Origin of the sequence: Streptomyces sp. ATCC 21386, from assembly GCF_018728545.1 — a bacterium.
GTDB lineage: Bacteria > Actinomycetota > Actinomycetes > Streptomycetales > Streptomycetaceae > Streptomyces.
Genome location: NZ_JAAVVL010000001.1, coordinates 2,818,156 through 2,840,112, shown reverse-complemented (window position 1 = coordinate 2,840,112; position 21,957 = coordinate 2,818,156). Strand labels below are relative to the sequence as shown.

19 protein-coding genes are annotated in these 21,957 nt (G+C 71.7%); 18 read left to right on the top strand and 1 reads right to left on the bottom strand.

Features of this window, described 5'->3' with window-relative positions; genetic code table 11:
• Position 1: 1 nt before the first annotated feature.
• From GWK25_RS12395 to GWK25_RS12310, 18 genes are all read left to right on the top strand, one after another.
• On the top strand, positions 2-2,509 hold the full coding sequence (locus tag GWK25_RS12395; RefSeq protein ID WP_215449887.1) for an amino acid adenylation domain-containing protein: 2,508 nt from the start codon (positions 2-4) through the stop codon (positions 2,507-2,509).
• Positions 2,506-3,603 (top strand): TauD/TfdA family dioxygenase, encoded by a 1,098-nt coding sequence (locus GWK25_RS12390; RefSeq protein ID WP_215449884.1) that lies wholly within the window; start codon positions 2,506-2,508, stop codon positions 3,601-3,603. Before GWK25_RS12395 ends, GWK25_RS12390 begins: the two co-directional genes overlap by 4 nt.
• The gene (gene sbnB / locus GWK25_RS12385; protein ID WP_215449882.1) at positions 3,600-4,658 is read left to right on the top strand and encodes a 2,3-diaminopropionate biosynthesis protein SbnB; all 1,059 of its coding nucleotides are present in this window, start codon (positions 3,600-3,602) and stop codon (positions 4,656-4,658) included. Before GWK25_RS12390 ends, sbnB begins: the two co-directional genes overlap by 4 nt.
• A 46-nt stretch (positions 4,659-4,704) precedes the next feature.
• On the top strand, positions 4,705-5,715 hold the full coding sequence (gene sbnA, locus GWK25_RS12380) for a 2,3-diaminopropionate biosynthesis protein SbnA (RefSeq protein WP_215449881.1): 1,011 nt from the start codon (positions 4,705-4,707) through the stop codon (positions 5,713-5,715).
• A gap of 112 nt (positions 5,716-5,827) precedes the next feature.
• Positions 5,828-7,471 carry an acyl-CoA dehydrogenase family protein gene (locus GWK25_RS12375; RefSeq protein ID WP_215449880.1) on the top strand — a complete coding sequence of 548 codons (1,644 nt, stop codon included), beginning with the start codon at positions 5,828-5,830 and terminating at the stop codon, positions 7,469-7,471.
• A gap of 373 nt (positions 7,472-7,844) precedes the next feature.
• Positions 7,845-9,173 carry a helix-turn-helix domain-containing protein gene (locus GWK25_RS12370; RefSeq protein ID WP_215457340.1) on the top strand — a complete coding sequence of 443 codons (1,329 nt, stop codon included), beginning with the start codon at positions 7,845-7,847 and terminating at the stop codon, positions 9,171-9,173.
• Between the two features lie 193 nt (positions 9,174-9,366).
• On the top strand, positions 9,367-10,767 hold the full coding sequence (locus GWK25_RS12365) for a hypothetical protein (RefSeq protein ID WP_215449879.1): 1,401 nt from the start codon (positions 9,367-9,369) through the stop codon (positions 10,765-10,767).
• Between the two features lie 87 nt (positions 10,768-10,854).
• Positions 10,855-11,436, top strand: coding sequence for a GNAT family N-acetyltransferase (locus GWK25_RS12360; protein WP_215449878.1), 582 nt, complete (start codon positions 10,855-10,857; stop codon positions 11,434-11,436).
• Between the two features lie 345 nt (positions 11,437-11,781).
• Positions 11,782-13,473 carry a nitrite/sulfite reductase gene (locus GWK25_RS12355; protein ID WP_215449877.1) on the top strand — a complete coding sequence of 564 codons (1,692 nt, stop codon included), beginning with the start codon at positions 11,782-11,784 and terminating at the stop codon, positions 13,471-13,473.
• Positions 13,474-13,576: 103 nt separating this feature from the next.
• On the top strand, positions 13,577-13,756 hold the full coding sequence (locus GWK25_RS43390; RefSeq protein WP_251828837.1) for a hypothetical protein: 180 nt from the start codon (positions 13,577-13,579) through the stop codon (positions 13,754-13,756).
• The gene (locus GWK25_RS12350) at positions 13,753-14,523 is read left to right on the top strand and encodes a phosphoadenylyl-sulfate reductase (RefSeq protein WP_215449876.1); all 771 of its coding nucleotides are present in this window, start codon (positions 13,753-13,755) and stop codon (positions 14,521-14,523) included. Before GWK25_RS43390 ends, GWK25_RS12350 begins: the two co-directional genes overlap by 4 nt.
• A gap of 83 nt (positions 14,524-14,606) precedes the next feature.
• Entirely contained in the window at positions 14,607-15,152 is a 546-nt protein-coding gene (cysC, locus tag GWK25_RS12345) for an adenylyl-sulfate kinase (RefSeq protein WP_374105888.1), read from the top strand.
• Entirely contained in the window at positions 15,149-16,087 is a 939-nt protein-coding gene (gene cysD / locus GWK25_RS12340) for a sulfate adenylyltransferase subunit CysD (protein ID WP_215449874.1), read from the top strand. The genes cysC and cysD overlap by 4 nt, the downstream gene beginning before the upstream one ends.
• A gap of 2 nt (positions 16,088-16,089) precedes the next feature.
• Positions 16,090-17,424 carry a sulfate adenylyltransferase subunit 1 gene (locus GWK25_RS12335; protein WP_215449872.1) on the top strand — a complete coding sequence of 445 codons (1,335 nt, stop codon included), beginning with the start codon at positions 16,090-16,092 and terminating at the stop codon, positions 17,422-17,424.
• Positions 17,425-17,659: 235 nt separating this feature from the next.
• On the top strand, positions 17,660-18,769 hold the full coding sequence (locus GWK25_RS12325; protein ID WP_215449868.1) for an aliphatic sulfonate ABC transporter substrate-binding protein: 1,110 nt from the start codon (positions 17,660-17,662) through the stop codon (positions 18,767-18,769).
• 36 nt (positions 18,770-18,805) lie between these two features.
• A complete protein-coding gene (locus GWK25_RS12320; RefSeq protein ID WP_215449866.1) occupies positions 18,806-19,591 on the top strand; it encodes an ABC transporter ATP-binding protein in 786 nt (261 codons plus the stop codon).
• A complete protein-coding gene (locus tag GWK25_RS12315) occupies positions 19,578-20,492 on the top strand; it encodes an ABC transporter permease (RefSeq protein ID WP_215449864.1) in 915 nt (304 codons plus the stop codon). The genes GWK25_RS12320 and GWK25_RS12315 overlap by 14 nt, the downstream gene beginning before the upstream one ends.
• Positions 20,493-20,497: 5 nt before the next feature.
• A complete protein-coding gene (locus GWK25_RS12310; protein WP_215449862.1) occupies positions 20,498-21,241 on the top strand; it encodes a sirohydrochlorin chelatase in 744 nt (247 codons plus the stop codon).
• A gap of 7 nt (positions 21,242-21,248) precedes the next feature.
• On the opposite strand, the gene GWK25_RS12305 is transcribed toward GWK25_RS12310, so the two are convergent.
• A complete protein-coding gene (locus GWK25_RS12305; RefSeq protein WP_215449860.1) occupies positions 21,249-21,797 on the bottom strand; it encodes a DUF1697 domain-containing protein in 549 nt (182 codons plus the stop codon).
• Positions 21,798-21,957 lie beyond the last annotated feature (160 nt).

Genomic DNA, 21,957 nt, shown 5'->3' with positions numbered 1-21,957 from the left:
CATGGAACGGTTGGAGCCGGGCGACGCCGCCCGGAAGTACTGGCACGAGGTGCTCACCGCCGGGGGGCGGACCGCGATACCGCGGTGGAGCACCGACCCGGTGAAAGGGGTCGCCGCCTACGAAGTACCCCTCGCCGAAGGGCTGTCGATCGCCGGGGACGGTACGGTCGCACTGCTCGCCGCGCACGCCAGGGTGCTCGCCACGCTGTCGGGCGAGGCTGAGATCACCACCGGCTGGCTGGAGGACGGCCGGCTGCTGCCCTGCCGGCTCACCGCCGCGCCCGGCGACACCTGGCGGGCCCTGCTGTCACACACCCGCCGGGCCACCACCGAGCTTTTGACGCACGCCGCCTTCCCGGTGGCCGCCCTGCGGCACGAACTCGGCCTCGAAGAACCGCCGTTCGAGACGGTGCTCGACACGAGCGGGGGCGACGGCGACCTCGCCGGGGAGGTGGTCCTCCGGGTCGGGCTGGTGCACCGGGACGACGGTCCGGCACTGCGACTGCGCTACCGCACGGACGTGCTCGACGAGGAGGCCGCCGCCCGGATCGCCGGGTACCACGTCACCGCGCTCACCCGGCTCGCCACCGAACCGGACGCCGAGCACGGGCGGCGGAGCCTGGTGGCGGACGACGAACTCCGCTTCCAGCTCGACGGATTGGCCGGGCCACGACGCGAACTGCCCGACCGCAGGGTGCACGAGCTGTTCGAGCAGCGGGTGGTGGCGCACCCGGACGCGGTCGCCGCCGTTCACGGCGACCGGCGCTGGACCTACCGCGAACTCAACTCCCGCGCCAACCAGCTCAGTCGGGCCCTGCTGGTGCGGGGCCTCGGTCACGAGGGCGTCGTCGCCGTGGTGACCGAGCGCAACCTGGACTGGATGGCGGCCGTCCTCGCCGTGTTCAAGGCGGGCGGCGCCTATCTGCCCGTCGAACCGCACTTCCCCGCCGAACGCGTGGCCACCGTCCTCGCCCGCGCCGGCTGCGAGCTGGTGCTCAGCGAGCGGGGCAGCACGGCCACACTGGACCGGGCCCTGGCCGGCCTGCCCGGCGTACGGCGGTTGCTGGTCGAGGACGCCTACGACGAGGCCCACCCGGACTCCGACCTCGGCCTGGACATCGGACCGGACCGGCTGGCGTACATCTACTTCACGTCCGGTTCCACGGGCGAGCCCAAGGGCGCGATGTGCGAGCACGCCGGGATGGTCAACCACCTCCACGCCAAGCTCGACGACCTCGACGTCCGCGAGGGGGACGTGGTCGCGCAGACCGCGCCCCAGTGCTTCGACATCTCCCTGTGGCAGCTGCTGGCCGCTCCTCTGGCCGGCGGGCGGACCCTGCTCGTGGAGCAGGAGGTGATCCTGGACGTCGAGCGGTTCGTCGGCCGGATCGCGGACGGCCGGGCGAACGTGGTCCAGGTGGTGCCGTCGTACCTCGAGGCGGTCCTCGCCCATCTGGAGCAGCACCCCCGTGAACTGCCCGACCTGCGCCGGGTGTCGGTCACCGGGGAGGCGCTGAAGAAGGAGCTGGCGCAGCGCTGGTTCGCCACCGGGCCGGGGATACCGCTGGTCAACGCCTACGGGCTGACCGAGACCTCGGACGACACCAACCACGAGGTGATGGACCGCGTTCCGGAGGGGGACCGGGTGCCGCTCGGCCGTCCCGTCCGCAACGTCCGGGTGTACGTCGTCGACGAGCACCTCTCCCTCGTGCCGCTGGGCGCCCCGGGGGAGATCGTCTTCTCCGGGGTGTGCGTGGGGCGCGGGTACGTCAACGATCCCGAGCGCACCGCGCGGGCCTTCACCACCGATCCGTACCGGCCCGGTGAGCGGCTCTACCGCAGCGGGGACCACGGGCGCTGGCGGCCCGACGGCAAGCTGGAGTTCCTGGGCCGCCGGGACACCCAGGTCAAGGTCCGGGGCTTCCGCATCGAGATCGGCGAGGTGGAGAACGCGCTGCTCCAGGTCGCGGGCGTCCGGGACGGCGCGGTGGTGGTCGCCAGGGGCGCGCACCTGGTCGCCTTCCACTCGGGCCGGCCGCTCGCGGCCGAGGAGCTGCGGGACCGGCTGGCGGCGACGCTGCCTGCGTACATGGTGCCGTCGGTGTTCCACTGGCGGGAGAGCCTGCCGCTGACCGCCAACGGCAAGACCGACCGGCGGACGCTGACCGCGCTGGCCGAGGAACTCGACACGGCGCGCGACGGGTCGGGCGAAGCTCCGCTCACCCCGACCGAGCAGCGGCTGGCCGTCGTGTGGGCCGAGGTGCTCGGGGTGCCGCGGGACCGGATCGGCCGGCACGACCACTTCTTCGACCGGGGCGGCACCTCGCTGTCGGCGGTGAAGCTGGCGATCGCCCTGGACCGGGCGGTGTCCCCCAAGGACGTGGCCGCGCACCCGACCCTGACGGGACTGGCGGGGCTGCTCGACGCTAGGGCCGGCGCCGACACCGTCGATGGGGCGCCACGCTCCGCGCCCCGCTCCGCCGCCGACACCACGGGGAGGTCGTCATGAGTTTTCTGAGCCGACGGCGCGGCGGAGCGCGCCGCGGCCGCGGGGACAGCGAGACGGGGAAGACATCGACGCCGTCGCCGTCTCCGACCGCCGTCGCCCTGCCGGACATCGAACTCTCCACCGACAAGCCGCCGCTCCTCACCGTCTCCCCCGCCGAACCCGCCGCCCACTGGACCGCCGCTCACCGCGGCGCCCTGCGGGCCGCCGTCGCCGAGCACGGCTCGCTGCTGGTGCGCGGCCTGGGGCTGCGGGACGCGGCCGAGACCGGCGCGGTCTTCCACGAGGTGGCCGACACCCTGACGGCCGAGCGGGAGGCCTTCGCGCCGCGCCGGACGTACGCGGACGGCGTGCACTCCTCGACGGCCTGGCCGTCGAACCAGCCGATGTGCATGCACCACGAGTCGAGCTACGCGCTGGAGTTCCCCGGCCTGCTGCTCTTCGCCTGTCTGCAGGCGGCCGAGCGGGGCGGGGCGACCGGGATCGCGGACGCCGAGGCCGTACACGCGGCGCTGCCGCGCGAGGTGACCGAGCGGTTCGAGCGGGAGGGCTGGCTGCTCACGCGTGCGTACCACGACGAGATCGGCGCGTCCGTCGCCGAGGCGTTCGGCACCGCCGACCGGACGGTCGTCGAGGCCTACTGCCGGGCGCACGCCATCGAGTTCGCCTGGCAGCCCGACGGCTCGCTGCACACCCGGCAGCGGCGGGCCGCCGTGCTCCGGCATCCGGTGACCGGCCGCCGCTGCTGGTTCAACCAGATCGCGTTCCTCAGCGAATGGACCATGGATCCCGAGGTCCGCGAGTACCTGGTGGACCTGTACGGGCCTGCCGGACTGCCCTTCAACACCCGCTACGGCGGCGGCGATCCGATCGGCGCCGATGTCGTCGCGACGCTCAACGAGGTCTACGAGAGGCACACCGTCCCCACCCCGTGGCGACCGGGCGACCTGCTGCTCGTCGACAACATCCGCTGCGCCCACAGCCGTGAGCCCTTCGAGGGGCCGCGCGAGGTGCTGGTGGGCCTGGCCGATCCGGTACGGCCGCCGCGATCCCCCGCACAGGACTCCGACACGAAGGACGAGGTGAGTTTCCGATGACCGAGATTGCGACGACCGAGGTTCCGGGCTTCGCCGTGATCTCCGGCGCCCAGGTGCAGCAGGCCCTGCGGGGCCGGGAACGGGAGATCGTCGAACTGGTCGAGGCCGCCTATCTGTTGCACGGCGACGGGAGGACGGGCGACACGGTCAACCCGCCGTCGTACTTCCTCCGCTTCCCCGACCGTCCCTCCTCGCGGATCATCGCGCTGCCCGCCTCACTGGGCGGGAAGTTCCAGGTCGACGGGTTGAAATGGATCTCCAGCTTTCCGGAGAACACGGTGTCCGGGCTGCCGCGCGCCTCCGCCGTGCTGATCCTGAACGACCACGCCACCGGCTACCCGTTCGCGTGTCTGGAGGCCTCGGTCATCAGCGCGACCCGGACGGCGGCCTCGGCGGCGCTGGCGGCCGACCGGCTGAGCGCCGCGCGCCGGGGGGTCCCGCGTCCGACGCGGGTCGGCTTCGTCGGGACAGGTCTGATCGCCCGGTACATCCACACGTTCCTCGCGGCGACCGGCTTCGCGTTCGAGCAGGTGGGGGTGCACGACCTGGCCGCGGACAGCGCGGCCGGTTTCCGGGGGTACCTGGAGCGGTCCGGCGCGGCCGGGCGGGTGACCGTGTACGACGGCGCCGAGGACGTGATCCGGGCGAGCGAACTGGTGGTCTTCGCGACGATCGCGGGCGAGCCGCACATCCGTGAACCGAAGTGGTTCGCCCACGATCCGCTGGTGCTGCACGTGTCGCTGCGCGATCTCGCGCCCGAGGTGATCCTCGCGTCGGCGAACTTCGTCGACGATGTCGAGCACTGCCTCAAGGCGAACACGTCGCCGCACCTGACCGAACAGCTCACCGGAGCACGGGACTTCCTCGACGGGACGCTCCACGACGTCCTCACCGGCCGGGCGACCGTGCCGGCGGACCGTCCGGTGGTCTTCTCACCCTTCGGCCTCGGGGTCCTGGACCTCGCGGTCGGCGCTCAGGTCCACGAGGAGGTGGCCCGCTCCGGCGGACTGCGGATCGTGGACGACTTCTTCCACGAGCTGCGCCGCCACGGCTGACCGCCGGGCGCAGCGAGTACGACCGTGCACAACCAGGGGGGCAGCGGTGCCAGTCATATCCGTTCCCACGGACTTCAACGAGGAGGAGCTGTACGTCGATCTGCGCCAGGTCGTCGGACAGCAGCTCTTCCTGAAGTGCGAGGGGTTCAACTTCGCCGGCTCGATCAAGCTCAAGGCCGCGTCCGAGATGGTGCGGGCCGCCGAACGGGAGGGGCGTCTCGGGCCGGGCTCGACGCTCGTCGAGTCGTCGTCCGGCAATCTGGGCGTCGCGCTGAGCATGATCGCGGCGAGCCGGGGCTACCGGTTTCTGTGCGTGACCGATTCCCGGTGCAATCCGCAGACCCGGCGCGTGATCGAGGCGCTGGGCAGCCGGGTGCACGTCATCTCCGAGCCGGACCCGCACGGCGGTTTCCTGGGGGCGCGGATCTCGTACGTCCGCGCGCTGTGCGCCACCGATCCTCGGTACGTGTGGCTCGACCAGTACACCAATGAGGCGAACTGGCGGGCGCACTACCGCACCACGGCACCCGCCGTCGCCCGGCAGTTCCCGCGTCTGGACGTGCTGTTCGTGGGGGTCGGCACCTCCGGGACGCTGATGGGCTGCGCCCAGTGGTTCTGGGAGCGGCGGCGCCGGGTGCGGATCGTCGCCGTGGACAGTGTGGGGTCGGTCGCGTTCGGCGGGGCGCCGGGACGCCGGATGATCCCGGGGCTCGGCACGAGCGTGACGCCGGCACTCCTCGACGCGTCGTACGTCGACGACGTCGTCCGGGTGGAGGAGGTCGACACCGTACGGACCTGTCATCGACTGGCCCGCCGGGGCTTCCTCTTCGGGGGCTCCACGGGCACGGTCGTCAGCGGCGCCGGTGAGTGGCTCGCCCGCAACGGCTCGCCCGACACCACGGCGGTGGCGATCTCGCCCGACCTCGGCGAACGCTACCTGGACACCGTCTACCGGCCGGGCTGGCCGCTGGAGCAGTACGGCGAGGCCGTGCTCGCCCCGGAGGAGGAGTTCGGAGCGGGCGACCTGGGGACGGGCGAGCTGGCGGCGCCCGTCTGAGCCGGCCTCCGGGTGCCCGGCGCCGACCGGTTCGGCTCGGCGCCGGGCACCCGCCGCGGGACACCCCTGGCCGTCGCCGTGAGGACGGGACGTCGACGGGTAGGTTCCGGACATGGCATCCAGCACCCACGAAGTGACCAATCAGGCTCCGCCCCTGGTGGACTACGACGTCTTCGCCGCCGACGAGGTCCTGACGGAGGCGGTCGAGCGGCATCTGGCGCCGGAGGTCCTGGAGGAGGCGCGGGACGAGCTGACGGGGTTCGGCCGTACGGCGGGCTCGGCGCAGGTGCAGGAGTGGGGGCGGCTCGCGAACGAGAACCCGCCGAAGCTGCGGGCGTACGACCGGTACGGGAACCGGGTGGACGAGGTCGAGTTCCATCCGTCCTGGCACCGGTTGCTCGGCAAGGGGGTCTCGGCGGGGCTGACGGCGGCCTGGAACCGGCCCGGCGGTCATGTGCGGCGGGCGGCGGCGTTCGTCGTGTGGACCCAGGTCGAGGCCGGCAACGGCTGCCCGCTGTCCATGACGCACGCGGCGGTGCCCGCCCTGCGGACGGACCCGGCGCTCGCCGCCGAGTGGGAGCCGCGGTTGACGTCGCTGCTCTACGACTGGGACCTGCGGCCCGCCGACCAGAAGGCCGGGGCCCTCTTCGGGATGGGCATGACCGAGAAGCAGGGCGGCAGCGACGTACGCGCCAACACGAGCACGGCGCGACCGCTGGCGGAGGACGGCACGTACGAGCTGACGGGCCACAAGTGGTTCTGCTCGGCGCCGATGTCGGACGGGTTCCTGGTGCTCGCGCAGGCTCCCGGCGGGCTCACGTGTTTCCTGGTTCCCCGGGTGCTGCCGGACGGCTCACGGAACGTGTTCCGCATCCAGCGGCTGAAGGAGAAGCTGGGCAACCGGTCGAACGCCTCCGCCGAGGTCGAGTTCGACGGGACGTGGGCGCGCCGGGTCGGGGACGAGGGTGCGGGCGTGCGCACGATCATCGGGATGGTGGCGGCCACCCGGCTGGACTGCGCGCTGGGCGCGGCCTCGTTGATGCGGCAGGCGGTCGCGCAGGCCGTGCATCACTGCACGTATCGGGAGGCGTTCGGCGGGCGGTTGGTCGACAAGCCGCTGATGCGCAACGTGCTGGCCGATCTGGCGCTGGAGTCGGAGGCGGCGACGACGCTGGCGATGCGGCTGGCCTCGGCGTACGACGCGGCCGAGGCGGGCGACGAGGACGAGCGCTCCTTCCTGCGGCTCGCGGTGCCGGTCGCCAAGTACTGGATCACCAAGCGGTGCGCCCCGCTGGTGGTGGAAGCGTCCGAGTGCCTGGGCGGCAACGGCTACGTCGAGGAGTCCGGCATGCCGCGCCTGCTGCGAGAGTCCCCGCTCAACTCCATCTGGGAGGGCGCCGGGAACGTACAGGCGCTCGATGTGCTGCGGGCTCTGCAACGCGAACCGCGGGCCCTCGACGCCTACTTGCGGGAGGTGGGCCGGGCGCGCGGTGCCGACCACCGTCTCGACGGCGCGATCAAGGGCCTGTTGACCGAACTCGCGGATCTGGACGGCATCGAGGCCCGCGCCCGCCGGCTCGTGGAACGGCTCGCGCTCGTCCTCCAGGGCGCGTTGCTCACCCGGTACGCGCCCCCGGCGGTCGCCGACGCCTTCTGCGCCTCCCGGCTCGGCGGGGACTGGGGCTCGGCGTTCGGCACGCTGCCGCACACCCTGGATCTGGCCTCGGTGGTGGACCGGGCACGGCCGGTGGGCTGAGCCGCAGCCGTACGGGGTACGCCCGTTCTCGCGTCGGGCGCCCCCTCTTTCGAGTGGTGCGGCCCGGCCGTCCGAGGCGGGGGTGGTGCTGCGCCGACACGGCACCACCCCCGCTTCTGTGGCCCCTCGGAACGGAGCGCAGACGCCGCACCGGGCGACGTTGAACAAGTGTCAAGGAGCACGGTCCGGTCCGCCAGGGTTGCAGAGGGTTGCAACTCGACCTCTCTGTGGCCGGAGGCCGCCCCTCCGTGGCCGAAGAACGGCACACTGGGAGACCCGCAGTCGACGCCGTCGCGCGGATCCGGACTTCCACGGCCACCAGGGGCCGCGGAGCGGACGGCCTGCCGGGGAGGAACGTGTGCCGCACTCGCCGATGGAAGTCACGCGGCTGACCGCCACGGACGCCGCCCGGGCGGCCCGAGTCCTCGGCGAGGTGCGCGCCGCCGCCCTCGACGGGCGGACGTCGAAACCCGCCCCGCGCCCCGTGATCCGGGAGTCCTGGGGCCGCACGGCGCGCGGTGGCGTGGACCCCGACCACGACTTCCGGTCCGATCTGCTCGGCCGCGACGAGGTCGAGCGCCGTCGTCGGACCTCGCGGCTGCGCCATGTCCTGCCGGTGCTCCGCGAGGGGCTGCTCTCCCTGGCGGACACCACGCAGCACATCATGATGGTCGCGGACGCGGACGCCCGGGTGCTGTGGCGCGAGGGCAGTGCGGCCGTGCTCCGCAAGGCGGACGGGCACGGACTCGGGATCGGCTCGGACTGGCGCGAGGAGATCGTCGGCACCAACGGCGTCGGTACGCCCCTGGTCTCCCGCCGTGCCGTCCAGGTGTTCTCCGCTGAGCACTTCGTGCGCGCCCTGCACCCCTGGACCTGCACCGGCGCCCCCGTCATCGATCCGCGCGACGGCCGGCTGCTCGGCGCGGTCGACATCAGCGGCCCCCTGGAGACGCTGCACCCGTCCACGCTCGCGCTGGTCGACTCGGTCGCCAAACTCGCCCAGGCGCACCTCCGGGAGCTGCACCTCGCCTCGCTCGAACAGCTGCGCGCGGTGGCGGCTCCGGTGCTGGCCCGGATCGGCGGCCGCGCGATCGCCGTGGACCGGGACGGCTGGACGGCCGCGGTCACCGGCATGCCGTACACCAGCCGGGTCGCGCTGCCGACGTCCCTCTCCCCCGGCCGCTGCCGGCTGCCGGCGCTCGGTCCGTGCATCGCCGAGCCACTGCCGGCGGGCTGGTTGATACGGCCCGTGGCGGAGCCCGCGTCCGCCCCGACCGCCACACACATCACTCTGGACGTCTCCCACCCGCGCAGTTGGACCGTGACCGTCGACGGCGGGGCGGGTTCCTGGACGCATGAGCTCACGCCTCGCCACGCCGAACTCCTGTACCTGCTCGCCCTGCACCGGGGTGGGCGCAGCGCCTCCGCGCTCGCCGACGACATGTTCGGCGATCCTGGGCGCACCGTCACGGTCCGCGCCGAGATGTCTCGGGTGCGCCGCTATCTCGGTACCTTCCTCGATCACCGGCCGTACCGTTTCACCGAACGCGCCGACGTCGAAGTCCTGCTGCCCGAGACCCCGTTGGACCTGTTGCCGCACTCGGTCGCGCCGGGGGTGGTGAGGTCGCGCGGTGGTGCGCCGGGTGGCCTCCTCCGGGTGGACGGGCCCGGGGGGCACGAGCGGGCCGGGCCGAACCTCTGAGCCCCTCGCCGAACATCCCAGCCCTCGCACCGGTGAACGGATCATGGTCTCGGGGTGAGGGATCTCCCTGTATTTCCCGGGACCTCGGCGTGACACGTGTCCCACTGACGTAGCATCGCTGCCAGGCCGCCCCACCTGCCTCTCCGTCAAGATCTTGTTCTGGGTAGGCAGTTGGCCGTCCCCGGGAGGTTTGATGAAGCACCGCGGCAGGCACCGACGACGCAGAAGGGGGCGTGCGCTCCGCGCGTCCCTGGCGGGGACCGCGCTGGCGCTCACGGCGGCGGCCACCCTGATCAGCACGTCGCAGGCGGCGGGCGGCGAGACGCCGGGCGCCCTCTCCTCGATCACGTCGGCCGGTGGGCTGCGCGCGCTCCAGCTCCGGGAGACGTCGACGGACGGCGCCGAGCTGCGCACCCTCACCGCTGAGATGGGCGGCGGAGTCGGTCTGGACCAGGTGCTGGGCAGCGCGAACCACGTGATGCGCGGCGAGGCCGACTGCTTCAGCACCGAGAAGGACAATCTGCCCGTCGAGCCGGTCGCCGCACGGGCGTACTGCTGGGAACCCGGTGACGCGGTCGACGACCGGTGGGTCCCCCGCTCCGTCACCACGTCCCGGGACAACCAGGTGATCGCGTCCGGCTGGACGCACAGCGGCGCCGAGCGCGTCACACCCGACGGCGCGGCGTCCGGCGCCGGCGCGCGGACCGGCGGTGCCGAGGACGAGGGGCTCGCCAGGGTCGCGTTCGTCGACGCCAGTGATCCGTCGAACCTCAGGTACCGCTGGGTCCTGCTGGTCGTGCCGACGTCCGGGGAGCGGGGCTTCGAGGGGTTGCGCGCCCGGCTCGGCGGCATGGCCTGGTACCAGGACAAGCTGATCGTCACCGCGCGGGGTCCGCGGAGCCAGGGCGGCGAGGACGACTCCCTGTACGTGTTCGACCTGGCCCGTTTCCTCCGCACCGACGTGACCGACAGCGAGACCATCGGCAGGTCCGGCGACGGCTGGTCGGCCCACCACTACCGGTACGCGCTGCCGGCGGTCGCCTCGTACAGCCCGCCGAGGGGCCGCGGCTGCGACGCGCGGGACGACGACGGGGTGCCCTGCCTCGGCTCGCTCTCCCTCGACCGGACGTCGACCCCGCCCGCCGTCGTCGCGAGCGAGCGGACCGCGCCGGGTGGTGAGCGGCCCGCCCGGGTCTGGCGCTACGCCCTCGACGTCACCGCCGACCGCACCGGCCTGCTGACCACGGGACGCGCGAGCAGGGCGGTCCCCACCGAGGCGTACGAGACCGAGGCGTCCGGTGTCCGGGGTGTCCTCGCCCACCAGGGACACTGGTACGTCGACCAGGCCGCCGAGGAGCGCGAGGGCCACGGCACGCTCTGGCGGCAGGACGACGAAGGCGCCGCGGCGCCGAGGTGCGCGGCGGACGAGGCCGACGAGAAGTCGGGCATCCGGTCGTACGCCTGCTGGGGACGGCACACCGCCTCCCTCGCCTACTCGCCGGAGAGCGACGAGCTCTGGACGCTGACCGACCCCATCCCGGAGCGGGTGCTGTACGCGGTGAGACTGTCGGACGTCACCGGCGCGCTCGACTAGGCCGCGCCACCGAGAGGCCGGGCCCCTGACCCGCAGGGACCCGGCCCGCCCTTGGAGGTGAGTCGGGGCACGTGATTCCCTGGGCCCATGAGCAGCAGTCCCGTCACCACCTGGTCCCTGGAGCAGACCTCGCCGAGCGATCTGCTTCCCGCCGCGGCGCCCGAGGGCGACGACGTGCGTATCGTGCGCGCCGAGGTCCCCTCCCCCGAGTTCAGCCGCTTCCTGTACGCCTCGGTCGGCGGGGACGTCCTGTGGATCGACCGGCTGTCGTGGTCGTACGCCCGGTGGCGGGAGCACCTGGAGCGGCCGGGCGTGGAGACCTGGGTCGCCTACGACCGGGGGACGCCCGCCGGTTACGTGGAGATGGAGCCGCAGGACGGCGGGGTCGTGGAGATCGTCTACTTCGGGCTGATCCCCGGGTTCCGGGGGCGGCGCATCGGCGGGCACCTGCTGTCGTACGGCACGGCACGGGCCTGGGACCTCGCCGAGCGGTGGCCGGAGCTGCCGCCCACCAAGCGGGTCTGGCTGCACACCTGCTCCCGGGACGGCGAGCACGCCATGGCGAACTATCTGCGGCGCGGTTTCACCCTGTTCGACACCAAAGTGACCGACGAGGCCGACGCCATCGCGCCGGGGCCTTGGCCCGGGGCGACCCCGTCCACACCATGACCCACGTCACATCGTCTCGCGATACAAGACATCCTTGTCCGGAATGTGGACGACGGTGGACTCGGTCTAAAGAGGCGTGCCACGCTTCCGTCATGTCTGGAACTGGAATTGCCTTGGTGAGTCGGCGGCACGTCGACCTCGGCCGCATGTCCAGCGCCATCTGTCCGGTGAGCTGAGCCCGACCGCGAGGGGTTGGACGACCCCGGGCGACAGCGCCGCACCTTTCTCTGTTTCAGCCCGCGCAAGGACGCGCAGGCGCCGCACACGCTGCCCGCGTGTGCCCGCATGCGCGCGCAAGCGCGGGTCAGAGCCGATTCCACGCCTTTCCCGAAGGACATACACACCATGGCCGCCACCCCGCAGAACCCCGCCACGCCCCGCCGCAAGGTGAGCCGTCACCGTGGCGAGGGCCAGTGGGCCGCGGGTCACTTCACCCCGCTGAACGGCAACGAGCAGTTCAAGAAGGACGACGACGGTCTCAATGTGCGGACACGCATTGAGACGATCTACTCCAAGCGCGGCTTCGACTCGATCGACCCCAACGACCTGCGCGGCCGCATGCGCTGGTGGGGCCTCTACACCCAGCGCAAGCCCGGGATCGACGGCGGCAAGACCGCGATCCTGGAGCCGGAGGAGCTGGACGACAAGTACTTCATGCTGCGGGTGCGGATCGACGGCGGTCGGCTCACGACCCAGCAGCTGCGGGTGATCGGCGAGATCTCGCAGGAGTTCGCGCGGGGCACGGCCGACATCACCGACCGGCAGAACGTCCAGTACCACTGGATCCGCGTCGAGGACGTGCCCGAGATCTGGGAGCGGCTGGAGGCCGTCGGCCTGTCCACCACCGAGGCCTGCGGTGACACCCCGCGTGTGATCATCGGCTCACCGGTCGCCGGGATCGCCGCCGACGAGATCATCGACGGCACGCCCGCGATGGAGGAGATCAGCCGGCGGATCATCGGCAACCCGGACTTCTCGAACCTGCCCCGCAAGTTCAAGTCCGCGATCTCCGGTTCGCCGCTGCTCGACGTGGCGCACGAGATCAACGACATCGCCTTCGTCGGTGTCCGCCACCCCGAGCACGGCCCCGGCTTCGACCTCTGGGTCGGCGGCGGCCTGTCCACCAACCCCAAGATCGGGCAGCGGCTCGGCGCCTGGGTGCCGCTGGACGAGGTCGCGGACGTGTACGAGGGCGTCATCTCGATCTTCCGTGACTACGGCTACCGGCGGCTGCGCACCCGCGCCCGGCTGAAGTTCCTGCTCGCCGACTGGGGCACGGAGAAGTTCCGGCAGGTCCTGGAGGACGAGTACCTCAAGCGGAAGCTGGTCGACGGCCCGGCGCCGGACCAGCCGGTGGCCCGCTGGCGCGACCACGTGGGTGTGCACCAGCAGAACGACGGCCGCTACTACGTCGGGTTCGCCCCGCGCGTGGGCCGCGTGGACGGCACCACGCTGACGAAGATCGCCGACCTCGCCGAGGCGCACGGCTCCGGCCGGGTCCGGACCACCGTCGAGCAGAAGATGATCGTGCTCGACGTCACCGAGGAGCAGGTCGACTCGCTGGTCGCGGGCCTGGAGGCCCTGGACCTCACCGTGAACCCCTCGCCGTTCAGGCGCGGCACGATGGCCTGCACCGGCATCGAGTACTGCAAGCTCGCCATCGTCGAGACGAAGGCGCGCGGCTCCCTGCTGATCGACGAACTGGAGCGCCGGATCCCGGAGTTCGACGAGCCGATCACCATCAACATCAACGGCTGCCCGAACGCCTGTGCGCGTATCCAGGTGGCGGACATCGGTCTCAAGGGCCAGCTGGTCCTCGACGACGCGGGCGAGCAGGTCGAGGGCTACCAGGTGCACCTGGGCGGGGCGCTCGGCCTGGAGGCCGGCTTCGGCCGCAAGGTCCGCGGTCTGAAGGTCACCGCCGACGAGCTCCCCGACTACGTCGAGCGCGTGCTCAAGCGCTTCCAGGAAGAGCGCGAGGACGACGAGCGCTTCGCCACATGGGTCGCCCGCGCCTCCGAGGAGGCCCTGTCATGAGCTTCGTCATGACCTCGGTCATGGGCATCCTCCTGTGCGCCGGCATCGGCGCGGTGATCGGCGCCGTCGTCACCCGCGTGCGCACGGACGGGGGGCGCGACCGATGAGCGAGCGAGCCGCCCCTTTCCACTGCCCCTACTGCGGTGACGAGGACCTGCGCCCGAGCGAAGAGGGTCACGGGGCCTGGGAATGCGGAGCGTGCAATCGAGCCTTCCAGTTGAAGTTCCTCGGGTTGTTGTCCCGAGGGCTTCGGCGAGCCGACAGCGGAGGGGATCACATATGACTGCCGTCAAGGCGGATTCCGACACATCCGCGTCCCAGGCGGACGCGGCCGATCAGGAGACGACCGACCCGGACGCGGCGAAGCGCGCCGAACTCAAGGGGCTCGCCGAGCAGGCCGGCCGCGATCTGGAGGACGCCTCGGCCCTGGAGATCCTCCAATGGGCCGTGGACACCTTCGGCAACCGCTTCTGCGTGACCTCCTCCATGGAGGACGCGGTCGTCGCGCACCTCGCCTCCCGCGCCAGGCCCGGCGTCGACGTCGTGTTCCTGGACACCGGTTACCACTTCCCGGAGACCATCGGCACCCGGGACGCCGTCGAGGCCGTGATGGACGTCAACGTCATCACGATCACCCCGCGGCAGACGGTCGCCGAGCAGGACGCCGAGTACGGCCCCGAGCTGCACGACCGCGACCCCGACCTGTGCTGCTTCCTGCGGAAGGTCAAGCCGCTCGAAGAGGGCCTGACCCGCTTCGACGCCTGGGCGACCGGGCTGCGCCGCGACGAGTCCGCGAGCCGGGCCGACACGCCGGTCGTCGGCTGGGACGAGAAGCGCGGCAAGGTCAAGGTCTCCCCGATCGCCCGCTGGACGCAGGACGACGTGGACGCGTACGTCGCCGAGCACGGTGTGCTCACCAACCCCCTGCTGATGGACGGTTACACCTCCGTGGGCTGCGCCCCCTGCACCCGGCGGGTCGCCCCCGGCGAGGACGCTCGGGCCGGCCGCTGGGCCGGCAACGCCAAGACCGAGTGCGGGCTGCACCTGTGACCGAGACAGCCGAGACAGCCGACACCGTCGGGAACACGGGCCCCGGGACGGGCCGTGCTCCCGCGACGAACCAGGAGAACCAAGTGACGACCGGAGCCACCGGAGCCACCGTCTGGCTCACGGGTCTGCCGAGCGCCGGCAAGACCACCATCGCCTACGAACTCGCGGGCCGCCTGCGCGAGGAGGGCCACCTCGTGGAGGTCCTCGACGGTGACGAGATCCGCGAGTTCCTCACCGCGGACCTCGGCTTCACCCGCGCCGACCGGCACACCAACGTGCAGCGCATCGGCTTCCTCGCCGATCTGCTCGCCCGCAACGGCGTCAAGGCGCTCGTGCCGGTCATCGCGCCGTACGCCGACAGCCGCGAGGCGGTCCGCCGGCGCCACGAGGCGAGCGGTGCCGCGTATGTCGAGGTGCACGTGGCGACGCCGGTCGAGGTGTGCAGCGAGCGTGACGTGAAGGGCCTGTACGCCAAGCAGGCGGCCGGTGAGATCTCCGGGCTGACCGGTGTCGACGACCCCTACGAGGCTCCCGAGACCCCGGACCTGCGCATCGAGTCGCAGGACCAGACGGTCCAGGAGTCCGCCGCGCTGGTCCACAAGCTGCTCACCGAGAGGGGTCTGGCATGACGACCACCGTCGCCGCCGTCTCGGGGGAGACCGGCACCCCGTACACGCTGTCGCACCTGGACGCGCTGGAGTCCGAGGCCGTCCACATCTTCCGCGAGGTCGCGGGCGAGTTCGAACGGCCGGTGATCCTCTTCTCCGGCGGCAAGGACTCCATCGTCATGCTGCACCTGGCGCTGAAGGCCTTCGCCCCCGCCGCGGTCCCCTTCTCCCTGCTGCACGTCGACACCGGACACAACTTCCCCGAGGTGCTGGAGTACCGCGACCGCACGGTGGCCCGACACGGACTGCGGCTGCACGTGGCCTCCGTCCAGGACTACATCGACCGCGGGGTGCTGCGCGAACGGCCCGACGGCACCCGCAACCCCCTGCAGACCGTGCCGCTCACCGAGAAGATCCAGGCGGAGAAGTTCGACGCCGTCTTCGGCGGCGGCCGCCGCGACGAGGAGAAGGCGCGCGCCAAGGAGCGGGTGTTCTCGCTGCGGGACGAGTTCTCCCAGTGGGACCCGCGCCGCCAGCGCCCCGAGCTGTGGAACCTCTACAACGGCCGCCACGCGCCCGGTGAACACGTCCGGGTCTTCCCGCTGTCCAACTGGACCGAGCTGGACGTCTGGCAGTACATCGCCCGCGAGGGCATCGAACTGCCGGAGATCTACTTCGCGCACGAGCGTGAGGTGTTCCAGCGGGCCGGGATGTGGCTGACCGCCGGCGAGTGGGGCGGCCCCAAGGACGGCGAGACGGTCGAGAAGCGCCTCGTGCGCTACCGCACCGTCGGCGACATGTCCTGCACGGGCGCGGTCGACTCCGACGCGACCACGCTGGACGCCGTGATCACCGAGATCGCCGCCTCCCGGCTCACCGAACGGGGCGCGACCCGCGCCGACGACAAGATGTCCGAGGCCGCTATGGAAGACCGTAAGCGCGAGGGGTACTTCTAGGCATGAGCACGATCACCGCCGAGGAGCTCTCGGCCACCACGCTGCTGCGGTTCGCGACCGCCGGTTCCGTCGACGACGGCAAGTCCACGCTCGTGGGCCGTCTGCTGCACGACTCCAAGTCGATCCTCACCGATCAACTGGAGGCCGTGGAACGGGTCTCCGCTAGCCGCGGCCAGGAAGGCCCCGACCTCGCCCTGCTCACCGACGGGCTGCGCGCCGAACGCGAACAGGGCATCACCATCGACGTGGCCTACCGCTACTTCGCCACCACCCGCCGCCGGTTCATCCTCGCCGACACCCCAGGCCACGTGCAGTACACCCGCAACATGGTCACCGGCGCCTCCACCGCCGAACTGACGGTGATCCTCGTCGACGCCCGCAACGGCGTCGTCGAGCAGACCCGCCGGCACGCCGCGATCGCCGCGCTCCTGCGGGTCCCGCACGTGGTCCTCGCGGTGAACAAGATGGACCTCGTCGCCTACGAGGAGCAGGTCTTCGCGCGGATCGCCGAGGAGTTCACGGCGTACGCGTCCGAGCTGGGCGTCCCGGAGATCACCGCGATCCCGATCTCGGCGCTCGCCGGCGACAACGTGGTGGAGCCGTCCGCGAACATGGACTGGTACGGCGGCCCCACGGTCCTGGAGCACCTGGAGACCGTGCCGGTCAGCCACGACCTGGCGCACTGCCACGCCCGGCTGCCCGTGCAGTACGTGATCCGTCCGCAGACGGCCGAGCACCCGGACTACCGGGGGTACGCGGGCCAGATCGCGGCCGGCACCTTCCGCGTCGGCGACTCGGTGACGGTGCTGCCGTCCGGCCGGACCACGAAGGTCACCGGCATCGACCTGCTCGGCAAGCCGGTCGACGCGGCGTACACCCCGCAGTCGGTGACCCTGCTGCTGGCGGACGACATCGACATCTCGCGCGGCGACCTGCTGGTGCCCAGCAAGGACGCGCCCGCGACCACACAGGACATCGAGGCGACCGTCTGCCATGTGGCCGACCAGCCGCTCACGGTGGGCCACCGGGTGCTGCTCAAGCACGGCACCCGTACGGTCAAGGCGATCGTCAAGGACATCCCGTCCCGGCTGACGCTCGACGACCTGTCCCTGCACCCGCACCCGGGACAGCTCGTCGCCAACGACATCGGCCGGGTGAAGGTCCGCACGGCGGAGGCCCTGCCGGTCGACTCCTACGCCGACTCCCGCCGCACCGGCTCCTTCATCCTGATCGACCCCGCCGACGGCACGACCCTGACGGCCGGCATGGTCGGCGAGTCGTTCGCCTCCCCGGAGCCCGTCAAGGACGAGGCCGAGGACGACGGGTGGGACTTCTGACATGAACCCCCAGGACTTCTACGGGTTGTTCGCGAAGGAGGGCGGCCGTGTGGGCAGCGGCGCCCTCGGCAGCGGGCAGGGCGGCGTGGCGCGATGTGTGCGATGACGTACGCGCACCGCATGCGCGCCCCGTCCCCCCACCCGACGTCCCGGTTGCGACGAAGACCATTTTCCTGAATTCCCGGCCACGACATACGAGTTCGTGACCGCCGGGCCTCCGAGAGGACCACCTCCCGTGCCTGCACACCGCTCCGCCCTTCTCCGCCGCGGCGTCGCCGTGGCCGCCGCGTTGCCCCTGCTGGCGCTCGCCGCCTGCGGTTACGGCTCCCAGGCCAAGGACGACGAGACCGCCCAGGTCGCCGCCGGCGCCGAGAAGATCGAGGGTCTCGACACCGTCAAGATCGGCTACTTCGGCAACCTCACGCACGCCACCGCCCTGGTCGGCCGGCAGGAGGGCATCTTCCAGAAGGAGCTCGGGGCCACGAAGGCCGAGTACGCGATCTTCAACGCCGGCCCCTCCGAGATCGAGGCGCTGAACTCGAAGTCGATCGACATCGGCTGGATCGGCCCCTCCCCTGCCATCAACGGCTACACCAAGTCCGCGGGCAAGGGTCTGCGCATCATCAGCGGTTCGGCCTCCGGTGGTGTGAAGCTCGTCGTCGACCCGGACAAGATCAAGTCCCTGAAGGACATCAAGGGCAAGAGGATCGCGACGCCGCAGCTCGGCAACACGCAGGACGTGGCGTTCCTCAACTGGATCGCCGAGCAGGGCTGGAAGGTCGACGCCGAGAGCGGCAAGGGCGACGTCTCCGTGGTCCGCACGGACAACAAGATCGTCCCGGACGCCTACAAGTCGGGCTCCGTCGACGGTGCCTGGGTGCCGGAGCCGACCGCGTCCAAGCTGGTCGCCGAGGGCGCCAAGGTGCTGCTGGACGAGGCCGACCTGTGGCCGGACAAGAAGTTCGTGATCACGAACATCATCGTGCGGCAGGACTTCCTCAAGGAGCACCCCAAGGTCGTCGAGGCCGTGCTGCGGGGCGCGGTCAAGACGAACGCCTTCATCAACTCCGACACGGAGAAGGCGAAGGAGGCGGCCAACGCCCGGCTGAAGGAGGACTCCGGCAAGGCGCTGGACGCCAAGGTCCTCGACCCGGCGTGGACGTCCATCCAGTTCACCAACGACCCGCTGGCTTCCACCCTGCAGACCGAGGCGGACCACGCGGTGAAGGCCGGTCTGCTCAAGGACCCGCTGCTCGACGGCATCTACGACCTGTCGATCCTCAACAAGGTCCTGAAGTCCGAGGGCGAGTCCGAGGTCGACGACGCCGGTCTCGGCGCCAAGTAACGCGGTAGACCGACGAGTCCCCAGGAGGTGACGACCATGGCCACCACCCTCGCCAAGGCCGAGGACACCGAGGCAGTGGAGCACGCAGCCCGCATCGAGCACGTATCGAAGTCCTTCGCCGGACCGACCGGGCAGCAGCTCGTGCTCGACGACATCACGCTCGATGTCGCTCCGGGCGAGTTCGTCACCCTCCTGGGGGCCTCGGGCTGCGGCAAGTCCACCCTGCTGAACCTGGTGGCGGGCCTCGACGCCCCGTCCCAGGGCAGCATCACGACCGACGGGCGCCCCGCTCTGATGTTCCAGGAGCACGCCCTGTTCCCGTGGCTGACCGCGGGCAAGAACATCGAACTCGCCCTGAAGCTCAGGGGAGTTCCGAAGAACGAACGGCGCGGGCGCGCCGAGGACCTGCTCGCCCTGGTCCGGCTGAAGGGCGCGTACGGCAAGCGGGTGCACGAGCTGTCCGGCGGTATGCGGCAGCGGGTGGCGCTGGCGCGTGCCCTCGGTCAGGAGAGCAAGCTCCTGCTGATGGACGAGCCGTTCGCGGCGCTCGACGCCATCACCCGGGACGTGCTGCACGACGAGCTGACCCGGATCTGGGAGGAGACCCAGCTCTCCGTCCTGTTCGTCACGCACAACGTGCGCGAGGCGGTGCGGCTCGCGCAGCGCGTGGTGCTGCTGTCCTCGCGCCCGGGCCGGATCGCCCGGGAGTGGCGAGTGGACATCCCGCAGCCCCGCCGTATCGAGGACGCTCCGGTGGCGGAGCTGTCCCTGGAGATCACCGATGTCCTTCGTGAGGAGATCCGCCGTCATGGCCAGCAGTGAGACGAGGGCGACGGACACGATCGACGCCCCGGCCGCCGACAAGGACCGGCTCGGGGCGGTGGAGGCGGGCCTCGACGCCCTGGAGACGCCCGGCACCGGCCGGCCTCCGTTCAGCCAGACGTTCCGGCAGAAGATCGTGCCGCCGATCACCGCGATCGTGCTGGTGCTCGCGGTGTGGCAGGGACTGGTGTCGTTCGGCGTCGTCACCGACCCGGGCAAGCTGCCCCCTCCGTCCGCCGTGTGGGACGCGGCGGAGCAGGCCTGGCTGGAAGGCAAGCTGCTCGGCTACGTCTGGACGAGTGTCTCGCGCGGCCTGTTCGGCTTCCTGATCGCGCTGGCGATCGGCACGCCGCTCGGCATCCTGGTCGCCCGGGTGCGGTTCGTGCGGTCGGCGATCGGTCCGATCCTCTCGGGGCTGCAGTCGCTGCCGTCGGTGGCGTGGGTGCCGCCGGCCGTGGTCTGGCTGGGTCTGACCGACGGGATGATGTACGCGGTGATCCTGCTCGGTGCGGTCCCCTCGATCGCCAACGGGCTGGTCTCCGGCATCGACCAGGTGCCCCCGCTGTATCTGCGGGCGGGCCGCACCATGGGCGCCACCGGACTGCAGGGCGCCTGGCACATCGTGATGCCGGCCGCGCTGCCCGGCTATCTGGCCGGTCTGAAGCAGGGCTGGGCGTTCTCGTGGCGTTCACTGATGGCGGCGGAGATCATCGCCAGCCACCCCGATCTCGGCGTCGGTCTCGGCCAGTTGCTGGAGAACGGCCGCACCAACATCGACATGGCCACCGTGTTCCTCGCCATCTTCCTGATCCTGCTGGTCGGTATCGCCATCGACCTGCTGCTCTTCAGCCCGCTGGAGCGGCGGGTCCTGCGCGGCCGCGGCCTGCTGGTGAAGAGCTGATCCCCATGGTCACGAAGCCGGTCCTCCTCCTCGTCGCCCACGGCAGCCGCGACCCGCGGCACGCCGCGACCGTGCACGCCCTGGTGCGGCGGGTGCGGGCGCTGCGCCCCGGGCTGCGGGTGGAGACCGGCTTCCTGGACTTCAACGTCCCCTCGGTGCAAGGGGTGCTGGAGTCACTGGCGGCGGAGGGCGTACGGGACGTGGTAGCCCTGCCGCTGCTGCTGACCCGCGCCTTCCACGCCAAGGCGGACATCCCTGCGGTCCTGCGCGAGGCCCCGCCGGGTCTGCGCGTCCGCCAGGCGGAGGTGCTCGGCCCGTCGCCCCTGCTGCTGTCGGCCCTCGAACGCCGGCTGTACGAGGCGGGGCTGAGCCCCGCCGACAAGTCCTCGACCGGGGTCGTGCTGGCCTCGGCGGGGTCCACCGACCCGGAGGCGATCGCGGTGATCGCAGAAATCGCGCGGGAGTGGCGGCACACCGGCTGGTGCGCCGTGCGGCCCGCGTTCGCCTCCGCGTCCCTTCCCCTCACGGAGGACGCCGTACGGGAGCTGCGGGCGCTCGGCTGCGCACGGGTGGCCGTGGCGCCGTATGTCATCGCACCGGGACGGCTGCCCGACCGGATCGCCGCGGGTGCCGGCGAGGCGGGCGCGGACCTGCTGGCCGAGGTGCTCGGCCCGGCTCCCGAACTGGCCGCGCTGCTGCTGCGCCGGTACGCCGAGGCACTCCGGCAGGGTCAGCTCGTCGCCGCCTGAGTCGGACTCAGCCGGCCCGTGTCAGCTCCGCCAGTTTCACCACGGTGTTCCAGTTGCGGGTCGTGGCGGTCAGGCCCTTCAGGAGGCGGGGCTTCGACAGGGCCTCCGCGAGCTTGGAGCGGCCCAGGCCCTCGGGGGCGTACAGGTACAGCGCCCGGTCCCCGATCCTGAACTCCTCGGGCAGGAAGGCCGGTTGGTCGATGCCCTCGAAGCGGCCCGCGTCCACCGTCTCCGACAGGTACGTCACGTGGAGCTGCTTGCCCTCCAGCTCCGCCGCCGGGAACGGGCACGCCTCCCGGACGGCATCCAGATACGTGTGGTCGCGCACCAGGACGTCCACGGTGAAGCCGAAGTGCTCGGCGATGGCGGTCGTGATCTCGGTGGCCAGGGAGTCCTCGTCGCCGTGGTCGCTGGTGAAGACCGCGTTGCCGCTCTGGAGGTAGGTGGCCACCCCGTCGTGGCCGAGGCCGGTCAGCAGGCTGCGGAGGTCGGCCATCGGGATCTTCTTGCTGCCGCCCACGTTGATTCCGCGCAGGAGCGCCGCGTACGTCGTCATGGGCCCACGATAGGCACCGGACGGCACGGCCACCCTGAGGTGCGGCCCCGAGAACCCGGGATGGGTGTAGGGGGCCGCTGTCCTCCCTGATGGGGAGGGAGCGGGGTCCGAGCGGAGGATCCGGGGGATCCGGGGGCGGTGGGGTTCACCGGAGAGCACG